This is a genomic window from Klebsiella sp. S69, from assembly GCF_016516145.1.
GTDB lineage: Bacteria > Pseudomonadota > Gammaproteobacteria > Enterobacterales > Enterobacteriaceae > Klebsiella > Klebsiella oxytoca.
In genome coordinates this window covers 24212-46843 of record NZ_JACVUU010000017.1, presented here as the reverse complement: position 1 = coordinate 46843, position 22632 = coordinate 24212, and the positions used below count along the sequence as shown (strand labels likewise).

Genomic DNA, 22632 nt, shown 5'->3' with positions numbered 1-22632 from the left:
TAACCCTCTCCCGGCAGGGAGAGGGTCGGGGTGAGGGTAAACCTAATACCCTGCGGTTAAATCATCCGGCGAACGCGGATCGGATGCGCCGTACAGCGTGCCATCCGGGCCAACCATAATACTCTGGGTACTGCCCATCGCCTCTTTCACCGCCACTTTCTGCCCTTTGCTCTCCAGCAGCTTCAGCGTATCCGGGCTAAACCCCTTCTCTACCCGCAGTTCGTCCGGCAGCCATTGATGGTGGAAGCGCGGGGCGTTGGTGGCTTCCGCGACGTTCATCCCAAAGTCGATGGTGTTCACCACCATCTGCAGTACCGTGGTGATGATGCGGCTGCCGCCCGGGCTACCGGTCACCAGCCAGGTTTTGCCATCTTTCACCACAATCGTTGGAGACATCGATGACAGCGGACGTTTTTTCGCCTCGACGGCGTTAGCGTCGCCGCCCACCAGCCCGTAGACGTTCGGCACGCCGGGTTTAGCTGAGAAATCATCCATCTGATTGTTCAGCAGAATGCCGGAGTTCCCCGCCACGATGCCGGTGCCAAAGGTGGTGTTCAGCGTATAGGTCACCGCAACGGCGTTACCGTCCTTATCCACCACCGAGAAATGGGTAGTCTGATTGCTTTCATAGGGGGCCAGCTTGCCGGGGCGAATCTGGCTCGACGGCTTCGCCTTATTGACATCAATCTGCCCGGCAATCGATTTAGCGTAGGCTTTGCTGGTCAGCGCCTGCCACGGCACCTTGACGAAGTCCGGATCGCCAAGGTATTCCGAACGGTCGGCATAGGCGTACTTTTCAGCTTCGGCCATCACCTGCATGGCGTCGGCGCTGCCGAAGCCGTACTTATGCATATCGAAGTTTTCGAGGATATTCAGGATCTGCACGATATGAATGCCCCCGGACGATGGGGGCGGCATGGAGAACACCTGATAGCCGCGATACTCGCCGCTCACCGGCGTTCGTTCAACCGCGTTGTAATTCGCCAGATCCGCTTTGGTGATTAGTCCGCCGTTATTCTTCATCTCCGTGGCAATCTGGTCGGCGATCGCCCCTTTATAGAAGGCATCCGGCCCCAGCTCGGCAATCAGCTCCAGGCTTTTCCCCAGCTGTTTTTGCACCAGCTTATCGCCCTTTTTCAGCGGCTCGCCGTTTTTCCAGAAAATAGCCCGGCTGTTGGCATGGTCGGGGATCACTTCGCTGCCGTAGGTTTTCAGATCGTCGGCCAGCGCATCGTTGACCGTGAAGCCCTCTTCCGCCAGCTTAATTGCCGGACGGATCACTTTGTTGAGCGGCATCGTGCCGTATTTCTCCAGCGCGAGGGAGAAGCCGGCCACGGTTCCCGGGATGCCGGAAGCCAGATGGGAGGTCAGCGATTTCTTACTGTCCGGATTGCCCTGATCGTCGAGAAACATATCGCGGGTGGCCTGTTCAGGGGCCATCTCGCGGAAGTCGATTGCCGTGGTATTACCGTCTTTGGTTCGCAGCATCATAAACCCGCCGCCGCCGATATTACCGGCCTGCGGATGGGTGACCGCCAGCGCGTAGCCCACCGCCACGGCAGCATCCACCGCATTGCCGCCCTGACGTAAAATATCCACGCCAACCTTCGTTGCCAGCGCATCCACCGAGGCAACCATCCCCTGCTGAGCGCGAACCGGATGAAAAACATCTTCCTCTACACCATACGAGACCGGAGGCGGGGCGGGATCTGCCGCGACGGTAAAACTGCCGCCCGCCAGCAGCGCAGCGATGACCACCTGACGCCAGAGCGTTGTTCTTCTCATTGTCATACTCCTGAATTGTGTTTTATCCCCGTCGATACCCGTTATACTTCAGGCCGCACTTACGCTGTCCGCGCTCGTCACCCGCATCGCTTACCTGAGTAAGCTCATCGGGAGCCACCTTCTTGCGACTCGAATTATTTAGGGTATAAGCCTGGCTGATAAGTCCTAAAAGATCATTGTTACGCCGGAAACGGAGTAGACTTAAGCGATCCCACGAAGTGAGGAGAGAACAATGAAAGCAATGTTATATCTGGCGGCACTGGTCCCGCTGAGCGTCATGGCGCAGCCGATCAATATCGACAATAACCCCAATCAGCCGGGGTACGTGGTGCCCAGCCAGCAGCGGATGCAAAATCAGATGCAGACCCAGCAAATGCAGCAGCAAAACAATCTGAAGCAGGGTATTCAGAGCCAGTCGCGCACGCAGCAGCAGCATCTTCAGACGCAGTTGAATAACGATCGGCAGCGGGTACAGCAGAATAACAACCTGAACCGGCAGCAGCCTCTACCCAACAACAACGGTGGGATGCTGCAGCGCCAGACGACCCCGTAAGGCCGCCTGCCGCCTGTTATGCCGAAAAGCGTGGGCCGATGAGATCAATCGCATCGGTGCAGATACAGTCAACGCCCCAACGCAGCAGTTCGGCGGCACGCTGCGGTTTATTAACGGTATAGACGAGAATATGCAGGCCCGCAGCCTTCAGGTTTGCCACTCGCGCTTCATCCAGCAGCTTGTGGTTGAGATGAATAGAGACGCAGCCAAGACGCGCGGTGAGTTCGCGCCAGTCGTTGCGCCACTCATCCAGCAGTAGCCCACGCGGTAGTTCAGGCGCTGCTTCCTGCGCCGCTTCCAGCGCATCGATTTCAAACGATGAGAGCAGTGGCGGCGTCATTCCCTGCCACAGCTCACGCGCCGCCAGCGCCACCGCTTTACCGGTCACCAGGCCGGTGCCGGTGGTCGGTTTAATTTCGATATTGGCCATCATGCCGTGCTGACGGCAGCGATCGGCCACTTCGCTCAGCAGCGGCAGCGGCTCGCCTTTGAATTTGCCGCTGTACCAGCTGCCGGCATCCACTTTTAGCAGATCGTTCCACGCCAGCTCGCCCGCCACGCCCCAGCCGTTGCTGGTGCGTTCAAGATTGTCATCGTGCAGTAAAAAAATGTGCCCGTCTTTCGATAACTTAGCGTCAAATTCAATCATCGTATGGCCATAACGAGCGCCGGTATCGATGGCCGCCAGGGTGTTTTCCGGGGCCAGTTTACCGCCGCCGCGGTGGGCGACGATATGGGGATAAGGCCAGTGACTCATGCGCGTTGTCCTGTTTCACTATCAAAAAGGTGCAGACTTTCCTGCGGCAGATGCAGCCACAGAGTGCTGCCCGCCTGCGGACGCTGCTGGTGCGGCAGCCGGACCACCAGCTTTTGCGCGCCCCAGCGCCCGTGGGCAAGGTTATCGGCACCTAAAATTTCCAGCGTATCCATCACCAGCGGTACGCCACCTTCCGCTTCGGAGCTTAATGCAAAATGTTCCGGGCGGATACCCAGCGTCATCTTACGCCCGGCATAGCGGCGATGCTCGCTGTTGACAGGTAAAAGCATTCCACCCTCCAGCTCAAAGCGGCTTCCGTCGTCGCTGACCCGACCGTCCAGCAGGTTCATTGCCGGGCTGCCGATAAAGCTCGCCACAAAGCGGCTGGCCGGTTTTTCATAGACTTCAACCGGCGTGCCGATCTGCTCAGCAATACCTTTATTCATCACCATTACCCGCTGCGCGAGGGTCATCGCCTCCACCTGATCGTGGGTCACGTACAGCGAGGTGGTTTTCAGCCGTCGGTGCAGCTGCTGCAGCTCAAGACGCATCTGCACGCGCAGTTTAGCATCGAGGTTGGAGAGCGGCTCATCAAACAGGAATACCGCCGGATCGCGTACGATAGCCCGTCCCATCGCCACGCGTTGGCGCTGGCCGCCTGAAAGTTCGCGCGGACGTCGCTTCAGCAGGCCGTCCAGCTCCAGAATGCGCGCAGCCTCCTGGACGCGCTCAGCAATTAATCCTTTGCCCAAACCGCGAATTTTCAGACCCCACGCCATATTCTCTTCCACGCTCATATGTGGGTAGAGGGCGTAGTTCTGGAACACCATCGCGATGCCGCGATCTTTCGGTTCCATTTCGGTAACACGCTTGCGGTCAATCCAGATATCGCCGCTGGTAACCCGCTCCAGACCCGCCACCATGCGCAGCAGGGTTGATTTTCCGCAGCCTGAAGGGCCCACCATCACAATAAATTCGCCGTCCGCAACGTCCAGCGTCAGCGGCTGGATCACCTGGGTTTTGCCATCCCAGCTTTTGGTTACTGCCTGTAGCTTCAGTCCTGCCATTTTATTTCTCACTATCCACTAAACCACGCACAAACGCGCGCTGCATGGCTAAAACGATGACTACCGGAGGAATCAACGTGAGCAGCATCGCCGCCATCACCTGATTCCACTGCGTGGTGCCCTGGCCGATGGCGATCATCCCTTTGATGCCCGCGACCGCGGTGCCGAGATTCACGTCGGTAATAATCAGCAGCGGCCACAAATACTGGTTCCAGCCGTAAATAAAGGTGATGACGAACAGCGCCGCCAGGTTGGTTTTCGACAGCGGCAGGACGATGTCGCGGAAAAAGCGCATCGGCGATGCGCCGTCGATACGTGCGGCCTCGATAAGCTCGTCCGGCAGGGTCATAAAGAACTGGCGAAACAGAAAGGTCGCGGTCGCCGAGGCCATCAGCGGCAGCGTGAGTCCGGCATAGCTGTCGAGCATTTTCAGATTGGCGATCACTTCTACGGTCGGGAAAATGCGCACCTCAACCGGCAGCATCAGCGTGATAAAGATCATCCAGAAGAACAGGTTGCGCAGCGGAAAACGAAACCAGACGATGGCGAAAGCGGAGAGCATCGATACCGTAATTTTGCCCACCGTGATGCCAAAGGCCATGATGAAACTGTTGAGCATCATCAGCCAGAACGGCGCGCTGTTGGCCCCGACGCCATTCACCCAGATGAATTTCATGTTTTCGAGAAGATGCCCGCCGGGTATCAGCGTCATCGGCGTGTCAAAGACCGCTTTACTGTCCAGCGTCGCCGCAACAAAGGCGACATACAGCGGGAACAGAATGACCGCGATCCCTAAAATCAGCATCGTGTGGCTGAAAATCGTCAGCCCGCGACGGTTTTCAATCATTGGTAGCGCACCTTTTTCTCAACGTAGCGGAATTGCACCACCGTCAGAATAATGACGAGGAACATCAGCACCACCGACTGGGCGGCGGAAGCGGACAGGTCGAGCCCGGCGAAACCTTCACGGTAGATCTTATAAATCAGCGTCGTCGTCGCCTGCACCGGCCCGCCGCCGGTTGCGGCATCGATAACCGGAAAGGTATCAAAGAAGGCGTACACCAGATTCACTACCAGCAGGAAGAAACTCACCGGGGCGATCAGCGGTAGCGCCAGCCTGAAGAAGCGGCGAACCGGCCCGGCGCCGTCAATCGCGGCGGCTTCAACCAGCGAGCGGGGAATCGATTGCAGCGCGGCAAAGAAGAACAGGAAGTTGTAACTAATTTGCTTCCAGACCGAGGCGAAAACCACGAGGAACATCGCCTGACCGCTATTCTGTGCGTGGTTCCAGTCATAGCCCATTTCGCCGAGAAGATGGGTAATCAGCCCCCGTCCGGGGTTGAATAAGAAGATCCACAGCACCGCAGCCACCGCGGGCGCAACGGCATAGGGCAGGAGCATCAGCGTTTGGTAGAAGCGGCTGCCGCGCACCACATAATCGACCAGCGCGGCGAAAAACAGCGAGATCAGCAGACCGCTGACGGTAACCATCGTACTGAACTTAATGGTGGTCCAGAAGGAGTCCAGGTAATACGGGTCGTGGAACAGGGCTAAAAAGTTGTCCAGGCCGACAAACTGGCTGGAGAGCCCAAAAGGATCGACGCTCTGCAGCGAATACCACAGCGCTTCGCCAGCGGGCCAGATAAAGAATACGACGGTGATAACCAGCTGCGGCGCGACCAGCACATAGGGCAGCCAGCGGGATTTAAACACCGGACGGGATGATGACATAGTTAAACTCTGCATTGTTTTCCCCTCACCCCGGCCCTCTCCCAAAAGGCAAGGAAGAGGAGTGTGCCGAACGGTCCCTCTCCGCTTTCGGGAGAGGGTGAGGATGAGGGACGGGCTAAAAGATTACGACTTCGTTGACTGTTCGAAACGGCGCAGCAGCTGATTACCGCGCTCAACCGCGGCGTCAAGCGCCTGCTGGGGCGTTTTCTTACCGGTCCACACGCTTTCCAGCTCTTCATCCACGATGGTGCGGATCTGCGGCATATTGCCCAGACGCAGCCCTTTGGTGAACGGCAGTGGCGGCTTATTCAGCATCTGACGCGTCGCAATATCCGCACCCGGATTCTTATCATAGAAACCCTGCTCACGGGTCAGGTTATAAGCAGCGGTGGTAATCGGCAGATAGCCAGTTTTCTGGTGCCATTCGGCCGCGTTTTCCGGTTTAGTCAGGAAATCGAGGAATCTGGCGACCCCGGTATAGGTTTCTTTGTCTTTCCCCTGCATCACCCACAGGCTGGCCCCGCCGATAATGGCGTTTTGCGGCGCGCCTTTCACGTCGGCGTCGTACGGCATCATCCCTACGCCATAGTTGAACTTCGCGTACTGACGAATATCCGCCAGCGAGCCGGAGGAGGCGGTGGTAATGGCGCAGTCGCCGTTATAGAACTTCTCGGTGGATTCGTCTTTACGCCCGAAGTAGCTGAAGTCGCCTTTCTTATTCAGTTCTTCGAGCAGAGCGATATGCTTGACCTGCTCCGGCTTGTTGAACTCCAGTACCGCATCGGTACCGTCGAAGCCGTTGTTTTTGGTGGCCACCGGCAGGCCGTGCCAGGCACTGAAGTTTTCAATCTGGATCCAGCCCTGCCAGCCGCTGGCGTAGCCGCATTTCATCCCGGCAGCCTTCAGCTTCGCGGTATACGCCGCCAGATCCTGCCAGGTTTTCGGCGGCTGTTCCGGATCTAACCCGGCTTTTTTAAAGGCGTCTTTGTTGTAGTACAACACCGGCGTGGAGCTGTTAAACGGTTGAGAGAGCAAGTGTCCGGTTTTCGAATCAGTGTAATAACCGGAAACGGTGGGAACGAACTGCGTTTCGTCAAACTGAATGCCCGCATCGCTGAACACCTGATAAACCGGCTTAATCGCCTTTGAGGCCATCATCGTCGCGGTGCCGACTTCATAAACCTGTAATAGCGCCGGCGCGTTGCCGGTACGGAAGGCGGCGATGCCTGCGCTCAGGCTCTGCTCATAGTTGCCTTTATACACCGGGACAATTTTATAGTCCGGGTTGGCTGCATTGAAACGTTGCGCCAGTGAATCAACTTCTTTCCCCAACTCCCCTTCCATCGAGTGCCAGAATGGGATAGTGGTTACCGCCAGGGCTTGTCCGGCAAATGCCAGGCTGAGCGCCAGTCCTAAAGCTGTATGTCGTAACGATATCATCGGTTATCTCTCTTGTTGTTCCGGATGCGCGATTTCACGCGTTTTATGTTCGCGGGGGTAACATGACATGCTCGAATGACAGAAAAATAACTATTGCATTACAAAAATATTACAATAAATTGGCAAAAACATGATGAAACGGTGAAAAAAAAGTGGCAGGGAAATGGCAAGGGAAAAAGAGAGACGGCGCAGACTACAGATAAACGGGGATCTGTAGTTAAATAGAGTGCGTTAAAGAGCACTCTACGGCGAGCCGTCAAAAGGAAAAATATGAAGACGCTTCATAAACCTACCGAGCGCGTTTTGCTCATTCTGGAAACCTTAGCCAACGCGGATGGAATGACGCTTTCCGAGCTATCGCTCAAAACGGATATTTCCAAGGGAACCATTTTCCCGATCCTCAAATCACTGCAGTATCGCAAATATATCAGTCACGACGATCGCAACGGGATTTACACTCTGGGGATCTCCTGCGCGGTTCTGGCCAGTGCCACCGTCGAAAAAGAGTTCTGGCTGAAAACGATCAATAGCGAAATGCACGCGGTGGTCACTGAATGCAACGAAGTTTGCCAGCTCGGCATTCTGGATGACGCCTGGGTACTGTATGTTGATAAAGTCCAGGGCGATCAAACCGTGCAGCTGGTCTCTAAGGTAGGGACGCGCCTGCCGGCAATCTGCTCCGCCCTGGGCAAGGCGCTGCTGCATAAGCACCGCGACGAAGAGATTCTGGAGCTCTATCCGCAGGGTTTTCCTTCCGTTACCGCCCGCAGCGTAACGAATATGGCCCAGCTTCGTCAGCAGCTGGATATGGTTGCCGCCAACGGTTATGCCATGGACGATCGGGAAATCAACGACGATACCATCTGCTTCGCCGTCCCCCTGCAGCAGAAAGGCATTATTCTGGCGGCGATCAGCGTCTCATTGCCCTCTTTCCGCGCCAGCGATGAAAAAACGCAGCAGGTGATTCGTGCGCTAAAAGAGGCCAAGGGTCGTATCGAAAGCGTGCTGAATAAGCTGCCTGATATTAAAAATTACTGATTTATTTGCCAACGGCGCCTTCGGAATTGTGATTACCCACACAATACCGATATTTAATGATCCACCGTGGCGCCCGACTATTCTGCATAATTCCCCATCTATTCATAGATTTAATCAATTATCCGCACGACTTTGACGCTATTTGACTTCACGTCGATGGCGTGTTTACTTATGCCTAATCGCAAATACAAACACTGTTTGTATATACGAACAACAAAGAGGTTTAATATGCAAAGTCATTACATCACCCCGGCAATAACGGTTTTTGATGAGCAGGGCAGGCTGGATCCTGAAGGCAACTTTCGCCTGTATGATTTCATTAAAAGCAGCGTATCGGGATTTGTCGTCATGGGCAGTACCGGTGAGTTTTTCTCGCTGGATATGAAAACATCCCGTCAGGTAATTCAAATGGCGGCAGAGTTCCCGCGCGAGGGAATAAAGGCCTATGCGGGTACCAGCCGCATGGATATTGACGAGTGCGTAGAGCTGGCTAACTATGCAGATGAGTGCGGACTGGATGGCGTCATGATTATCAGCCCGTGGTACTTCCGCCTGACTGATGAAGGCATTTATACATTTTATAGCCAGATAGCTCGCCGCACCGCCGCCAAAATATTTATTTATAACTTCCCGGAACGTACCGGCTATTGCGTCTCGCCAGAGGTCTGTTTACGACTCGCCAGAGAGTTCCCAAACATTGTCGGTCTTAAAGACACCATTCCGGACACCAATCATACGTCGCAGGTGATTCGCCAGGTAAAATCTGAACTACCGTATTTTGAAGTCTATGCCGGTTATGACAATAACTTCGCGCACAATGTCCTGGCGGGGGGCGATGGATGTATCGGCGGGTTATCCAATATTTGCCCTGAAATATTCCGCGACTGGATGCTGGCATTTAACGATAACGATTTGCAGCAAATTTCGCGGTATCAGCAAAAAGTGGATGGGTTAATGGATATTTACGCGGTTAACGATCCGTTCATTCCAACATTTAAAAAAGCGCTACAGCTGCGCGAAATTATTCAGTCCGACCGCTGCACGCCACCGTTTAGCTCACTCACAACCGGCCAGACCGAAAGTATTTTGCGGATACTTTCCCGTGCTGGTATTGAAATTAATGCCTGACCCCCACGCGGAGGTATTATGAAAACCATCACAGCTTACGACAATCCGGCCCTCAATTCCGCGATTACGAAATCATGGAAGCGCCTGGTGCCACTGATGTTTATTTTGTACTTCATCGCCTTTATCGACAGGGTGAACGTGGGATTCGCTAAAGAGGCGATGCAGGTGGATATTGGGCTCTCCAATTCCGCCTTCGCCCTCGGGGCAGGGATCTTTTTCGCCGCCTATGCGCTATTTGGCATTCCCGCAAACCTGATCCTGAATAAAATTGGCGCGCAGAAATGGTTAAGCATCACCACCGCGCTGTGGGGCGTTCTCTCTGCCCTCACCGGACTGGTGCAGACGGAAACCCAGTTTATTGTTCTGCGCTTTTTACTGGGGTTAGGCGAAGCCGGTTTTTATCCCGGTATTCTGCTGCTGGCTTCCATCTACTTTCCCAATAAAGTTCGCGCATCCGTCGTCGGTATCTTCGTACTCGGCGTACCGCTGGCGCTGACCTTAGGCTCGCCCATCTCCGGCGCGCTGCTGGAAATGCACGGTTTCCTCGGTAAACCCGGCTGGTTCTGGATGTTCTTTATTGAAGGCATTCCGGCGGTCATCATGGGGATCTTCGCCTGGTTCTGGCTCGACGATACGCCGGCCAAAGCGCGCTTCCTGAACGAAGAAGAGAAAAAGGCGCTGATTGCCCAGCTACAGCAGGAGCAGCGGCAGACGGAAACCAGCAGCGTTGGTACCGCGCTGAAAAGCCTTAAAGTCTGGCACCTGGCGCTGATCTACGGCACCATCCAGATCAGCGTGTACGGACTGATGTTCTTCCTGCCTTCGCAAGTCGCCTCGCTAATGGGTTCCACGCTCGGCTTTAAAGAGTCGCTGGTCGCCGCCATTCCGTGGGCCTGCTCCGCCGTCGGCGTCTATTACATTCCGCGTCTGGCGGACAAAATGCCGGCTCGCCGGGTACTGATTTCGGTCATCTGTATGCTGGCTGCGGCGCTGGGGCTGTTTGTTTCTGCCTGGTCCGGCCCGGTGCTCGCCATTGCCGCGCTCTCGCTGTCGGCCATCGGCTTTCTCTCCGTGCAACCCATTTTCTGGACTTTCCCGGCGCAGATTGTGTCAGGCTCGGCGCTGGCCGCCAGTATCGGCTTTTGCACCACCATGGGCGCGTTTTGTAGCTTCCTGGCGCCGCTCATTCGCGTTGAGGTCGATACCTTCTTCGGCAATGATTCGGCGGGCCTGGTCGCACTGTCGCTGATTACCGTCTGCTGTGCGCTGCTGATTGCCGCTCTTGCCGGCAGAAAAGCGACAAACGGCGTTGCGGTTACCCATCACTAAGTCCTGATGCGCTTATAACAAAGGATAAATAACATGCAGACCATCTTAAAGATTGACCCTACTGATAACTTAATCGTTGCGCTGCAGGACTTACGCAAAGAACAGCGGGTTCACTGGAACGATGAGGCCTACGTTCTGCGTAGCGATGTCAAAGCCAAACATAAATTTGCCACCGAGGATATTGCGCCCGGCGATATCGTTTCGCTGTACGGCGTACCGGTCGGTAAAGCGACGCGCCCCATCACCCGGGGCGAAGCCATCACCACGGAGAATATCAAACACTACGCGGCCCCGGTTACGCTTGACGATGTCGCCCCCTATGACTGGCAGCAGCCGGATATTTCCGCCTGGCAGCAGCGGACGTTTAAGGGAATCGTGCGTGAAGATGGCCGGGTCGCCACCGCAAACTACTGGCTGGTCATTCCGCTGGTATTCTGTGAAAACCGCAACGTTCAGCGCGTCACCGATGCGCTAAACGACGCCCTTGGCTACGCCAATAACGGCCTGAAAAATTTTGCTCGCCAGGTGACATCGGCAGGGGCTTTAAACGATACCCGACATCTGCCCTTTCCGCATCTTGACGGTATTCGCTGTATTACCGTTAATTCCGGCTGCGGCGGCGCCACCTCGGACAGCATGACGATGTGCGACGTGCTGGCCGCCTATTCCGATCATCCTAACGTTCTTGGCGTGACGGTCTTCGCCCTCGGCTGTGAAAAAGCGCGAATTGTTGATTTCAACGCCGCGCTGGCGAAGCGTAACCCGAACTTCAGCAAACCGATTATTTACTTCAGGCAGCAGGACTGGAGTAGCGAAGAAAAAATGATGCAGGATGCGTTGACCGAAACTTATAACGCGATCCGCGAAGCCCCCGTCGCCGAGCGGCAGGACGTCCCGCTCTCCCACCTCAAAATCGGCGTGAAGTGCGGCGCTTCTGACGGGTTCTCGGGGATCAGCGCAAACCCGGCGATGGGCGAAGTATCCGACCGCCTCGTCGCCCTCGGCGGCGCATCGGGGCTGGCGGAATTCCCCGAGCTGTGCGGCGCGGAAGGGGATATCGTTCAGCGCTGCGCGACCCGGGAGCTGAAAGAGAAGTTTTTGTCGCTGATGAAAAACTATGAGCATGTCGCGAACTTCTTCGGCACCACCATCGCCGATAACCCCAGCCCGGGAAACATTGCCGATGGGCTGATCACTGACGCGATAAAATCCGCCGGCGCGGCGAAAAAAGGCGGCAGAGCGCCGGTTAGCGCGGTATGCGAATATGCCGAACCGATGGGAGAAAGCGGCCTTTCGCTGGTCTGCACGCCGGGCAACGATGTGGACGCGGTAACGGGCCTGGTCGCGGCGGGGTGCAACGTGGTGATCTTCTCAACCGGGTTGGGTACGCCGACGGGAAACCCTATCGTTCCGGTTCTCAAAGTTTCAACCAACACCGCGCTCGCAAAAAAGATGCCGGATATTATCGATTATGACTGCGGGCCGATTATCGAAGGCACGCCACTGGCGGATATCGCCGACGGCCTGTTTGAGAAAATCATCGCTACCGCCAGCGGAACCTGGCGCACCAAAGCGGATGCGCTCGAACAGTATGATTTTATGCTGTGGAAACGCTCTCTGGAGCTGTAGGAGTCAAGTAAAAACGCCCGGCAGATGCCGGGCGTTTGGTGTGGATAGCGAACCTCTTTAATATACCGTTCTGGCGTTCCTGCCGGGCGTCTTGATTACACTACCCGCCCAGATAGGCGCTGCGTACCGCTTCATTCGCCAGCAGCGCATCGCCGGTATCCTCCAGCACCACGTGACCGTTTTCCAGCACGTAGCCGCGGTCGGCCAGCTTCAGCGCCTGGTTGGCGTTCTGCTCGACGAGGAAGATAGTCATCCCCTGCTCGCGCAGCTGTTCGATGGTATCGAAGATTTGCTGAATGATAATCGGCGCCAGACCGAGCGAAGGCTCATCCAGCAGCAGCAGGCGCGGCTGGCTCATCAGCGCGCGCCCGATGGCCAGCATCTGCTGCTCGCCGCCGGACATGGTGCCCGCCCGCTGAACCCGGCGCTCATGCAGGCGCGGAAACAGCTCATACACCCATTTAATACGGGTCTGGAACTGGTCGCGATCGGCAAAAAAACCGCCCATCGCCAGGTTCTCTTCCACCGTCATCCGCGAGAAGACCCGGCGCCCTTCCGGCACGATCGCCACCGCTTCGCGCATGATTTTCGCCGTCTGCCAGTCGGTAATATCTTTACCGTCGAAAACCACGCGGCCGCTGGAGGCGCGCGGGTCGCCGCACAGGGTACCCAGCAGCGTGGTTTTCCCCGCACCGTTGGCACCAATCAGGGTGACAATTTCTCCCTGATTGATATGCAGACTGACGTTGTGCAGCGCCTGGATTTTGCCGTAATGCGCGCTGACGTTGTCAAAAGATAACATCACTTTTTCCATCTTATGCGTCACCACCATTATGCTTCACCTAAATAGGCGCGGATCACGTCCGGGTTGTTGCGGATCGCTTCCGGCGTACCGTTGGCCAGCGGCGTGCCCTGGTTTACCACGTAAATACGGTCGGAAATGCCCATCACCAGCTTCATATCGTGCTCAATCAGCAGGATGGTGGTGTTGTGATGGCTGCGTAGCTCGACGATCAGCTCATCCAGCTCTTTGGTCTCTTTCGGGTTTAGCCCCGCGGCGGGCTCATCCAGCATCAGGATTTCCGGCTGGGTCACCATGCAGCGGGCGATCTCCAGACGGCGCTGGTCGCCGTAGGCCAGGTTAATGGCCTGGCGGTTGGCGTGTTCGAGCAGGCCAATACGCTCAAGCCAGGTCGCGGCGCGATCGAGCGCTTCGCTCTGGGCGCGGCGGAAGGATGGCGTCTTCAGCAGGCCGGAGAAAACCCCGGTTTTCAGCTGCTGATGCTGTGCCACCAGCAGGTTTTCAATCACCGTCATTTCGCGGAACAGACGCACGTGCTGGAACGTTCGCACTACGCCCATGCGGGCAATCTGCTGGCCCGGCAGCCCTTCCAGATGCTGGTCACGCAGCATAATAGTGCCGCCAGTGGGCTTGTAGAAACCGGTCAGACAGTTAAAAACGGTGGTTTTGCCCGCGCCGTTCGGGCCGATAAGCGAGACAATTTCCCGCTCGCGCAGCTCCAGCGACACGTTGTTAACCGCCAGCAGACCGCCGAAACGCATCATCAGGCCGTTTACGGATAATAATGGCTGACTCATGCCTGCTCTCCTTTTGCCTGACCGTTTTTCAGCTTCAGCTGCGGACGCGTCATCGGCAGAAGGCCCTGCGGACGCCAGATCATCATCAGAACCATCAGCGCGCCCAGCATCAGCATGCTGTACTCATTGAAATCACGCATCAGCTCGCGCGAGACCACCAGCAGAACCGCCGCCAGGATCACCGCAAACTGGGAGCCCATACCGCCGAGAACCACAATCGCCAGCACAAAGGCCGACTCGGCGAAGGTGAAGGATTCCGGGCTGACAAAGCCCTGACGGGCGGCGAACAGGGTGCCGGCAAAACCGGCAAAGGCGGCGCTGATGGTAAAAGCGGTCAGCTTGATGCGCGTCGGGCTGAGGCCCAGCGAGCGACAGGCGATTTCATCTTCACGCAGCGCTTCCCACGCGCGGCCCAGCGGCATACGCAGCAGACGGTTAATCACGAACAGACTTAACACCACCAGCAGCAGAGCGACCAGGTAGAGGAAAATGACGCGATCGGAGGGGTCGTACTTCACGCCAAAGAAGTTGCTGAACGTATCCCAGCCGCCTTCACGGGCGCTGCGGCTAAATTCAAGGCCGAAGAGCGTCGGTTTTGGGATCTGGCTAATGCCGTTCGGACCGCCGGTTATTTCGGTGTTGTTAAGCAGCAGGATGCGCACGATTTCGCCGAAGCCGAGCGTGACAATCGCCAGATAGTCGCCGCGCAGACGCAGGACCGGGAAGCCAAGCAGGAAGCCCGCCGCCGCCGAAACCAGCCCCGCCAGCGGCAGGCAGGTCCAGAACCCCAGGCCGTAATAGTGGTTCAGCAGCGCAAAGGTATAGGCGCCGATGGCATAAAAGCCGCCGTAGCCCAGCACCAACAGGCCGGAAAGCCCCACCACCACGTTAAGACCCAGGCCGAGGATGATATAGATCATCGTCAGCGTGGCGATATCCACCGTCCCGCGCGACACCATAAACGGCCACGCCACGGCGATAACCAGCAGGGAGATCAGGAATAGCTTCTGTTTTACCGTCGAACCGTCGATAGCCGGCAGAATAAACTTCGGCCCGGAGACGTTCTTCATGGTTTTCTGAAAAATGGGACGCAGCAGCTGGAAGAAGAAAACCACTGCGGTTCCGATAAAGATCCACTGCCAGCGGATATCGGCGGCGGTATCCACCACCAGCTTCGTGCCGTCAAGCTCCAGCTGCACGCCCATAAAGACGCCCGCCAGGATAAAGAACATAACTGCCGACAGCAGCGCCATCGCAAAATGCATCGGTTTCATACTTTTTCTACCTCCGGACGGCCCAGGATGCCGGTAGGCATCACCAGCAGAACCAGGATCAGCAGCGCGAAGGAGACCACGTCTTTATATTCCGTGCTGAGATAGGCAGAAGAGAGCGCTTCGGCAATACCGAGGATCAGCCCGCCGATCATCGCGCCAGGAATGCTGCCGATGCCGCCCAGAACCGCAGCGGTGAAGGCCTTCATCCCGGCCATAAAGCCGATGTAGGGGTTGATAACGCCGTAAAACTGTCCGAGCAGAACGCCGGCAACCGCCGCCATTGCCGCGCCGATCACAAAGGTCAGCGCAATCACGCGGTCGGTGTTAATCCCGAGCAGGCTGGCCATTTTCAGATCTTCAGCGCAGGCGCGGCAGGCGCGCCCCATGCGGGAATAGCGAATAAACAGCGTTAGCGCCAGCATGGCGATAAACGTCACCACCCAGATCACCAGCTGCATGGTGGTAATGGTCGCGGAGAAGTTGTCGCTACTGCCCACCGTCCACTGGCCGTTAAACAGGCTTGGCAGCGCGACATCGCGCGAGCCTTCCGTCAGGCTGACGTAGTTTTGCAAGAAGATCGACATCCCGATGGCGGAGATCAGCGCAATCAGGCGTTTTGAGCTGCGCACCGGCCGGTAGGCCACGCGCTCGATACTCCAGCCGTAGGCGCTGGCAATCACGATAGCGCCGACGAATCCAGCGGCAACCAGCAGCCAGCTGGTATCAATACCCATCATCATCAGGGCGGCAATGATCATGAAGGAGACGTAGCTGCCAATCATATACACCTCGCCGTGGGCGAAGTTGATCATGCCGATAATGCCGTACACCATGGTATAGCCGATGGCAATCAGCGCATAGGTGCTTCCCAGCGTGACGCCGTTAAACATCTGCTGCAAAAAATAGAGAAACTGCTCGGACATAAGGTAACCTTTTTCAACCCGCCCGCTTTGCACGGGCGGTGGGATAACTTGTCTTATGGCTTATTTCGCGAGGGTGGATGACCCATCCGCGTGCCACTGGAAGACACCAAACTCAAATCCCTTCAAATCGCCTTTTTCGTCCCAATTCAGCGGCCCAATCACGGTTTTCGCGCCGTGAGCTTTCAGATCTTTGATTAAATCCAGCGGCTCCTGGCTTCCGGCCCGGTCCATCGCCTGCGCCAGTGACTGTACGGCGGCGTAGGTGATCCAGACATACGGACCGCTCGGGTCCTTCTTCTCCGCTTTGAGCGCGTCAACGATAGCGCTGTTAGCCGGGTCCTGGTCATAGCGTTTTGGCATCGTGACCAGCATGCCTTCCGCCGCATCGCCCGCGATATTGGACAGCGACGCGTTACCCACGCCTTCCGGGCCCATAAACACGGTTTTCAGCCCTACGGAACGCGCCTGGCGCAGCATCTGACCCATTTCCGGGTAGTAGCCGCCGTAGTAAACGAAGTCGATATTCTCTTTTTTCAGGCGCGCCAGCAGCGCGGAGAAGTCTTTTTCGCCAGCGGTGATGCCGTCGAAGAAGACGATATTCGCGCCGCCTTTTTTCAGGCTTTCCTGAACAGAGCGCGCCAGGCCTTCGCCGTACTGCTGTTTATCATGAATGATAGCAATACGCTGCGGTTTGACGGTTTCCATGATGTATTTAGCGGCGGTCGGTCCCTGCGAGGAGTCCAGACCCGCAGTACGCATGATGTACTGATAACCGCGCTGAGTCAGCTCCGGGTTAGTCGCTCCCGGCGAGATCATCAAAATGCCTTCATCTTCATAGATATCGGATGCCGGCTGAGTGGAAGAAGAGCAGAGGTGGCCGATAACATACTGGATGCCGTCATTGACGATTTTGTTCGCCACCGCAACGGCCTGTTTCGGGTCACAGGCGTCATCGTACTCTACGCCGACCAGCTTATCGCCCTTAATGCCCCCCTGAGCGTTAATGTCTTTGATTGCCTGGCGCGCGCCGTTAAATTCCATATCGCCCCACTGGGCTACCGGGCCAGACATCGCGCCAACAACGGCGACCTTAATATCTTTGGCAAAAGCCGCCTGGGACATCGCCAGTGCGACTAACCCCGCGATAACCGTTTTCGCGTTCCTTTTCATGCTGCAGAACCCCGTTCGTGATGTGGTGTAAATATTTTGTATTTTTATGGTTAAAAAGCATTCTGTGCTTTTCTTAAACAACGCTACTTTTACCATTATCTTTAATGGTTTAGCGAGGTTTCTTGCCTGAATACAGAGTAAATTCTCTATTTTTCAGTCGATTAAGCAAAGATAATATTCTGTATTTACGGGAAGATAAACAAAAAAAGTCCAGCAAACAGCATAAAATAACGATACATAAGGCGGAATAAAACGCTATATATCAGGTTAAAATTCTGCTTATTTTTCGATCCATGATGAATTGCTCTACCCTGTTCCTTCCAGGAAAACGAATCCCCTGATGACGAGGCAAAAAACGGCGCTCCGCCTGGCGGGGAATTTGGATACACTGACGCATCCGTTTTAACTGGACTCACCGAGCATGAAATTGACCATTATTCGTTTACAACACTTCAGCGATCAGGATCGCATCGACTTAGGGAAAATCTGGCCGTCGCAGGATCTCGCGGCGCTGGCGATAGATGAGAGCCATCGTATTTACGCCGCCCGCTTCAACGAGCGTCTGCTGGGAGCGGTACGTATTACGCTGAATGGCGTTGAGGGCGAACTCAGCGCGCTGTGCGTGCGTGAAGTGACCCGCCGTCGCGGCGTCGGGCAATATTTAGTGGAAGAAGCGCTAAAGGATAATCCAGAAATCACCAGTTGGCGGATTGCGGATGCCGGCGTGGAAGACCGCGGCGTGATGGCGGCGTTTATGCAGGCGCTGGGTTTTAGCGCGCAAACGGGCGGTTGGGTAAAAAATCAGTAAATCGGCGAAAGAAGGCTGAACATTCCCGGATTGCGGCCGAACGCCTTACCCGGGCGACAAAAAACCAGACCGCACCAGCCTGTAGCCCGGGTGACCCGGGAAGAAACCGCACCAATGCATCAACCCCGGTGCATTCCCCGGGTTGCGGCGTAACGCCTTACCCGGCCTACCGACTAAAAAAGGCAACTTACGTTGCCTTTTTGCTTTTACCTTTCTCCTCGCCTATGCGAAGAGGCAAGGATCAACTGATTTAACCCAGCATTTCGCGTTGCAGAAAGGCGGCAAGCGCTGAAATCCCCGGGAGCTTACATCAGTAAGTGACCGGGGTTGAAGCGTGCAGCCAACGCCTCTGCGGCGCGAAAGGCGCAGGTTAAATTTATTTGGCGTCGGTCGCTGTACCATTGGCATGCCAGGTAAACACACCGAATTCGAAGCCTTTCAGATCGCCCTTCTCGTTCCAGGAGAGCGGCCCCATCACGGTCTCAACCGTTGCCCCTTTCAGGTATTTCGCGATTTCAGCCGGATCGTCAGACTGATTCAGGCCCGCTTCCAGCGACTGCAGCGCGGCATAGGTGGTCCACACGAACGCGCCGCTCGGATCCTGTTTCTTCGCCTTGATCGCATCCACAATCGGTTTGTTCGCCGGAACCTGGTCGTAGTTTTTCGGCTTGGTGACCAGCATACCTTCCGCAGAAGCGCCCGCGATATTAGACAGCGACACGTTGGCGACACCTTCCGGCCCCATAAACTGCGTTTTCAGGCCAGCGGCGCGAGACTGACGCAGGATCTGCCCCATCTCCGGGTGATAGCCGCCGTAGTAAACGAAGTCGATATTCTCTTTTTTCAGGCGCGCCACCAGGGTAGAGAAGTCTTTCTCGCCGGCGGTGATGCCATCAAAGAACACCACGTTGGCGCCACCCTTCTTCAGATTATCCTGTACAGCACGGGCCAGGCCTTCGCCGTACTGCTGCTTATCGTGAACAATCGCGATACGCTGTGGTTTCACGCTTTCCAGAATATATTTGGCGGCGGTTGGCCCCTGGTCGGAGTCCAGGCCGGTAGTGCGCAGAATCAGGTGATAGCCGCGAGCTGTCAGCTCCGGCGCGGTGGCCGCCGGGGTGATCATCAGCACGCCTTCATCTTCATAGATATCAGACGCCGGCTGGGTGGAAGAAGAGCACAGGTGGCCGATAACGTATTTGATACCGTCGTTAATCACTTTGTTGGCGACGGCAACCGCTTGTTTCGGGTCACAGGCGTCATCGTACTTTACCATCTGCAGCTTATTGCCTTTGATACCGCCTTTAGCGTTGATATCCGCAATAGCCTGCTCTGCGCCAGTGAACTCCTGGTCGCCGTACTGCGCTACCGGACCGGACATCGCGCCAACAACGGCCACTTTGATATCCTCGGCCATTGCCGCACCGCTCATGATTAAGGCAATACATCCTGCCAGTAACGCTTTACCCTTCATATTCATCCTGAGGCTCCCCATTATTATGGTTTTTGCATTTGTTGTGATGTTGTTTATTAGCGCATTATTCTAATTAGACACATAAGTAAAGCATATGATAGTTAGATTAGGGTCTGCCGCCTGCGCTTTTGCAGCACACTATGCTAAACATACCGTCATTCAGGAGAATTGGAAACGATAAAATTGCGGAGTATGTAACAGATAAGTGACAAATAAAAACCCGCGCCGGAATAAACCGAACGCGGTGGCATGAGCGACGGTACTACCAGCCCGCAGGCAGGTAGCCAAAGGCGGAAGCAATGGCGTAGGCGGCGCTGCAAAGATAGAGCAATACGATGAAGATCTGGATTAAAGGATGCGTAATCAGCGCCGGGCAGGTCCAGCCGGGATTGATATCACCCTGCCTGCGCGAGCCTTTAAGGATCAGGATCGGCATGATAGATAAAATCACCCCGCTAAATACCCCGGCAAAATAGAGCGCATTCACGAAGGATACCATCCCACTGTAGGCCAGAATGAAAGGCGGTACGGCGACCACTAACAGCACCTTAAAGCGTTTCAACGGCTGCTCGTCGTTGCCAAGGCGAAACTGATCGAAGATATTGGTCAGGAAGCTGCCGCCCAGCCCCCAATAGGAGGTCAGCATCGCGCAGAGCGCAAAAAGGTTTGCCGAGAAGAAGGCCCACTCGCCGAGTGCACGGCCCCAGGAAATGGTCGCCACATCAGAAATATTATCCAGCCCGCTTAATGCAATCACCGAGAGCGGGACCAGCGCCAGCAGGCAAAAGGTTAATAACATTCCCACCATAATGGCCTTCGGCAGTTTCTCCGGTTTATCAGCGAAACCGCGCGCCATTTCCGGCACGATATACTGCGCGGAGAAGCAGAACGCGACAACGTTAAATACCGGCACCATATACAGCCAGTTACCATCCAGCAAATAGCCGACGCTGGCGGTCTCTTTCAGCAACGTCGCGGCGACAAGTATGGTTATCATGACGACCATGCCGATACTGATAAATTTCTCGCTCCGGCCAATCGCCTTCAGGCCAAGATAAAGTACCCCGGCCGCCGGAATAAAAAACAGCGCGCTGCCGAGAGCCGGCGAGATACCGAATAACGAATGCAATAATTTACCGCTGCCGGTCATATAGGCCGTCAGCGCGCCGACGCTGTTGACGCAAACAGAGAGGAACATCATCAGCGCGCCAAAGCGGCCAACGTAGCGCTGCGACAGGCCGCTAAGCTGCAGATGCTTGCGCGTGCGCAGCGTCGACTCCGCTACGTAGAGCATGGTAATGGTCGTCAGACTACCGACCACAATCAGCCAAAACAGCAGCGGCAGAAAGCCCGCTTTGCTGGAGGCATAGGCGATGGATAGCACCCCAGCGCCGATATTGGTGCCGACGATCATCGACACGCCTTCAATGAAACTCAGAGATTTTGCAGGTACAGCGGTACGCTCCCGGCTCGTCAGAACCGAAGAAAAGGTGGAGTTGTCAGACATAATATTTTCCGTTTTATTCCGGCAGCGTGCGCTGCCGGAAAAAAGGTGATATCAGGGTGATAAACCACTCACGCTGAGCATGAATAACCAGTCTGCGGCCTCCTGTTTCTGTTCGGCTTCCGTGCCGCCGCAGCCTGACCGGACGAAAAGTTAGCGCTTCAGCACGCGGGCCAGAATATCCAGCGCTTTCGTAAACTGCGCATCCGGAATCGTTAACGGATAGAGGAAGCGAATAACGTTGCCATAGACGCCGCAGCTCAGCAGCAGCAGGCCGTTCTCCTGGGCTTGTTGCTGGATTTGACGGGTGATCTCCGCCGACGGCTCCCCGGTTTGCGGATCGTTAAACTCCACCGCCACCATCGAGCCCTGACCGCGAACGTCAGCAATGGCCGGGCAGCTTTGACGCGCCTGATTCAACACCTCTTTCAGATGGCTGCCTAAGCGCTCAGCGCGCTGGCACAGCTGTTCTTCTTCAATCACGTCCAGCACCGCGTGCGCCGCCGCGACCGCCAGCGGGTTACCGGCATAGGTGCCGCCCAGGCCGCCAGGCGCAGGCGCATCCATCACCTCGGCGCGACCTACCACGCCGGAGAGCGGGAAACCGCCGGCCAGGCTTTTGGCCATCGTCATCAGGTCAGGCTTCACATCATAGTGCTGCATCGCAAATAGCTTGCCGGTGCGCGCAAAGCCGGTTTGTACTTCATCGGCAATCAGCAGAATGCCGTGGGTATCGCACAGCGCGCGCAGCGCCTGCATAAACTCAGGCGGGGCAACGTTAAAGCCGCCTTCCCCCTGAATCGGCTCCAGCACAATCGCCGCCACCTGATCGGCCGCGATATCCGCTTTGAAAATGCGCTCCAGGCTCTTCATCGCGTCGGCGGTGGTAATGCCATGGGCGGCGTTAGGGTAGACGGCGTGATAAACCGAGCCCGGGAACGGGCCGAAACCAATCTTGTAAGGCGCCACTTTGCCGGTCAGCGCCATGGTCATAAACGTACGACCGTGGAAGCCGCCGCCGAAGGTAATCAACCCCGGACGGCCGGTATAAGCGCGCGCGATTTTCACCGCGTTTTCAACCGCTTCTGCCCCCGTGGTAAAAAAGGCGGTTTTCGCCGGACCGTCAATCGGCGCCAGTTCGTTAATCCGCTCGGCCAGCGTGACATAGCTTTCGTACGGGACAATCTGGTAAGCCGTGTGGGTAAAGGCCTGCAGCTGCTGTTCAACGGCGGCAACGATTTTTGGGTGGCGATGGCCGGTATTCAGCACCGCGATGCCGGCGGCGAAATCGATCACCTCATTCCCTTCAATATCCCACAGCGTAGCGTTCTCAGCTTTCTCAACAAAGTAGCTGCACATCACCCCTACGCCGCGTGGAGTCGCCTGCTGGCGACGCTGATTCAGTTCTGAACTTTTCACCGGG

The 22632-nt window shown here is 56.1% G+C and carries 20 protein-coding genes; 6 read left to right on the top strand and 14 right to left on the bottom strand.

The window, feature by feature from the left end:
* Window positions 1-42 precede the first annotated feature (42 nt).
* The gene (gene ggt, locus IAE27_RS17090) at window positions 43-1785 is read right to left on the bottom strand and encodes a gamma-glutamyltransferase (RefSeq protein WP_049129141.1); all 1743 of its coding nucleotides are present in this window, start codon (window positions 1783-1785) and stop codon (window positions 43-45) included.
* Between the two features lie 232 nt (window positions 1786-2017).
* Between ggt and IAE27_RS17085 the strand changes: the two genes are divergently transcribed.
* A complete protein-coding gene (locus tag IAE27_RS17085) occupies window positions 2018-2338 on the top strand; it encodes a DUF2756 family protein (protein ID WP_004106506.1) in 321 nt (106 codons plus the stop codon).
* Window positions 2339-2354: 16 nt separating this feature from the next.
* On the opposite strand, the gene ugpQ is transcribed toward IAE27_RS17085, so the two are convergent.
* The 5 genes from ugpQ to ugpB all read right to left on the bottom strand — a co-directional run bounded on the left by ugpQ (window position 2355) and on the right by ugpB (window position 7333).
* The gene (ugpQ, locus tag IAE27_RS17080) at window positions 2355-3095 is read right to left on the bottom strand and encodes a glycerophosphodiester phosphodiesterase (RefSeq protein WP_004106507.1); all 741 of its coding nucleotides are present in this window, start codon (window positions 3093-3095) and stop codon (window positions 2355-2357) included.
* Window positions 3092-4162 carry a sn-glycerol-3-phosphate import ATP-binding protein UgpC gene (locus IAE27_RS17075; protein ID WP_154022575.1) on the bottom strand — a complete coding sequence of 357 codons (1071 nt, stop codon included), beginning with the start codon at window positions 4160-4162 and terminating at the stop codon, window positions 3092-3094. Before IAE27_RS17075 ends, ugpQ begins: the two co-directional genes overlap by 4 nt.
* Window position 4163: 1 nt before the next feature.
* On the bottom strand, window positions 4164-5009 hold the full coding sequence (ugpE, locus tag IAE27_RS17070) for a sn-glycerol-3-phosphate ABC transporter permease UgpE (protein WP_004116045.1): 846 nt from the start codon (window positions 5007-5009) through the stop codon (window positions 4164-4166).
* A complete protein-coding gene (gene ugpA, locus IAE27_RS17065; protein WP_004106512.1) occupies window positions 5006-5893 on the bottom strand; it encodes a sn-glycerol-3-phosphate ABC transporter permease UgpA in 888 nt (295 codons plus the stop codon). Before ugpA ends, ugpE begins: the two co-directional genes overlap by 4 nt.
* Window positions 5894-6016: 123 nt before the next feature.
* Window positions 6017-7333, bottom strand: a complete 1317-nt coding sequence (gene ugpB / locus IAE27_RS17060) for a sn-glycerol-3-phosphate ABC transporter substrate-binding protein UgpB (protein WP_004106515.1) — start codon at window positions 7331-7333, stop codon at window positions 6017-6019.
* A gap of 270 nt (window positions 7334-7603) precedes the next feature.
* On the opposite strand from ugpB, the gene IAE27_RS17055 reads away from it, so the two are divergent.
* From IAE27_RS17055 to IAE27_RS17040, 4 genes are all read left to right on the top strand, one after another.
* Complete coding sequence (locus tag IAE27_RS17055; RefSeq protein ID WP_004106526.1) at window positions 7604-8371, top strand: IclR family transcriptional regulator; 768 nt, start codon at window positions 7604-7606, stop codon at window positions 8369-8371.
* A gap of 228 nt (window positions 8372-8599) precedes the next feature.
* The gene (locus IAE27_RS17050) at window positions 8600-9499 is read left to right on the top strand and encodes a dihydrodipicolinate synthase family protein (protein WP_200092728.1); all 900 of its coding nucleotides are present in this window, start codon (window positions 8600-8602) and stop codon (window positions 9497-9499) included.
* An 18-nt stretch (window positions 9500-9517) separates the two neighbouring features.
* Window positions 9518-10828, top strand: a complete 1311-nt coding sequence (locus IAE27_RS17045; protein WP_004116060.1) for an MFS transporter — start codon at window positions 9518-9520, stop codon at window positions 10826-10828.
* Window positions 10829-10861: 33 nt separating this feature from the next.
* The gene (locus IAE27_RS17040) at window positions 10862-12457 is read left to right on the top strand and encodes a UxaA family hydrolase (RefSeq protein WP_200092726.1); all 1596 of its coding nucleotides are present in this window, start codon (window positions 10862-10864) and stop codon (window positions 12455-12457) included.
* A gap of 100 nt (window positions 12458-12557) precedes the next feature.
* Here IAE27_RS17040 and livF read toward each other — a convergent pair whose 3' ends face one another.
* The 5 genes from livF to livK are packed head-to-tail and all read right to left on the bottom strand — an operon-like array spanning window position 12558 to window position 17423.
* Window positions 12558-13271 (bottom strand): high-affinity branched-chain amino acid ABC transporter ATP-binding protein LivF, encoded by a 714-nt coding sequence (gene livF / locus IAE27_RS17035; protein WP_004126158.1) that lies wholly within the window; start codon window positions 13269-13271, stop codon window positions 12558-12560.
* A 17-nt stretch (window positions 13272-13288) separates the two neighbouring features.
* On the bottom strand, window positions 13289-14056 hold the full coding sequence (livG, locus tag IAE27_RS17030) for a high-affinity branched-chain amino acid ABC transporter ATP-binding protein LivG (RefSeq protein ID WP_200092724.1): 768 nt from the start codon (window positions 14054-14056) through the stop codon (window positions 13289-13291).
* A complete protein-coding gene (gene livM, locus IAE27_RS17025; protein ID WP_200092716.1) occupies window positions 14053-15330 on the bottom strand; it encodes a branched chain amino acid ABC transporter permease LivM in 1278 nt (425 codons plus the stop codon). The genes livG and livM overlap by 4 nt, the downstream gene beginning before the upstream one ends.
* The gene (livH, locus tag IAE27_RS17020) at window positions 15327-16253 is read right to left on the bottom strand and encodes a high-affinity branched-chain amino acid ABC transporter permease LivH (protein WP_004106541.1); all 927 of its coding nucleotides are present in this window, start codon (window positions 16251-16253) and stop codon (window positions 15327-15329) included. The genes livM and livH overlap by 4 nt, the downstream gene beginning before the upstream one ends.
* A 60-nt stretch (window positions 16254-16313) precedes the next feature.
* Entirely contained in the window at window positions 16314-17423 is a 1110-nt protein-coding gene (gene livK, locus IAE27_RS17015; RefSeq protein WP_004106543.1) for a high-affinity branched-chain amino acid ABC transporter substrate-binding protein LivK, read from the bottom strand.
* Between the two features lie 421 nt (window positions 17424-17844).
* On the opposite strand from livK, the gene panM reads away from it, so the two are divergent.
* Window positions 17845-18231, top strand: coding sequence for an aspartate 1-decarboxylase autocleavage activator PanM (gene panM, locus IAE27_RS17010; RefSeq protein WP_004116081.1), 387 nt, complete (start codon window positions 17845-17847; stop codon window positions 18229-18231).
* A gap of 376 nt (window positions 18232-18607) precedes the next feature.
* Here the strand turns inward: panM and IAE27_RS17005 are convergent, their stop codons facing one another.
* From IAE27_RS17005 to IAE27_RS16995, 3 genes are all read right to left on the bottom strand, one after another.
* On the bottom strand, window positions 18608-19711 hold the full coding sequence (locus tag IAE27_RS17005; RefSeq protein WP_016807580.1) for a branched-chain amino acid ABC transporter substrate-binding protein: 1104 nt from the start codon (window positions 19709-19711) through the stop codon (window positions 18608-18610).
* A gap of 256 nt (window positions 19712-19967) precedes the next feature.
* Window positions 19968-21212, bottom strand: coding sequence for an aromatic amino acid transport family protein (locus IAE27_RS17000; RefSeq protein WP_200092710.1), 1245 nt, complete (start codon window positions 21210-21212; stop codon window positions 19968-19970).
* A gap of 150 nt (window positions 21213-21362) precedes the next feature.
* On the bottom strand, window positions 21363-22628 hold the full coding sequence (locus tag IAE27_RS16995; RefSeq protein ID WP_004116085.1) for a 4-aminobutyrate--2-oxoglutarate transaminase: 1266 nt from the start codon (window positions 22626-22628) through the stop codon (window positions 21363-21365).
* Window positions 22629-22632 lie beyond the last annotated feature (4 nt).